This window comes from Methylobacterium indicum (genome assembly GCF_001043895.1).
Lineage (GTDB): Bacteria > Pseudomonadota > Alphaproteobacteria > Rhizobiales > Beijerinckiaceae > Methylobacterium > Methylobacterium indicum.
This window is the reverse complement of the sequence record NZ_JTHF01000413.1, coordinates 1-615: the sequence shown is the minus strand read 5'-3', so window position 1 is coordinate 615 and position 615 is coordinate 1. Positions and strand designations below refer to the sequence as shown.

General features: G+C 70.4%; 2 protein-coding genes. Both read left to right on the top strand.

Annotated features, from left to right (window positions below; genetic code table 11):
• Nucleotides 1–246: hypothetical protein (locus tag QR78_RS35265; RefSeq protein WP_048431470.1), on the top strand; the 246-nt coding region annotated here is incomplete at its 5' end.
• A 1-nt stretch (nt 247) separates the two neighbouring features.
• Nucleotides 248–615: hypothetical protein (locus tag QR78_RS30925; RefSeq protein ID WP_048431469.1), on the top strand; the 368-nt coding region annotated here is incomplete at its 3' end.

Here is a 615-nt window from a genome sequence, read left to right as displayed (position 1 = left end):
CAGATCACCGACCTGTCGGACTGGTGGGGATCCAACAACGCCAAGATCCGGGCCGCCCAGCGCGTGCATGAGGAGGCCGGCGGCGTCGCCTACGTGCCCGCGGGGCTCATCTGCAATCCCGACAGCCTCGGTCCTCTGGGCCTCGCTCGAAACTCCTTGTGCGTCGCCGGCAAGAAAAACCACCCCGGCCGCCGCGAGATGATCGCCTACGGTCGGATCTTGTCCAGCCTTGTGACGGGGGGCTGAGATGCCGCTACAGATCACCTATACCGCCATCAGTGGCGAGGGCCGGCGCACGCCCTTGGGCGGGACGGTCCTGGCCGTGACGACCTCGGCCACGCCAAGCGGCGGCCAGCCTACGACGCCGAGCCCCGATGGCACCCTCGAAATCAGCCTCCGCAGCGATGCCTGGGCGGCGGTGGACATCGCGGCGAACCCGGATCCGACCGGAACGGCCACGTCCATTCGGGTCGTCGGCCCGGGCCAGCCGGCGCTGATCCGCGGACGCGCCGGGCTCAAGATCTCGACGATCGGCACTGGTGCTCCTGGTGGGGCGACCGGCGCAGACCTGACCGCCATCCGGGCGACTGCCGCGGACGCGCGAGAGATCGCGGG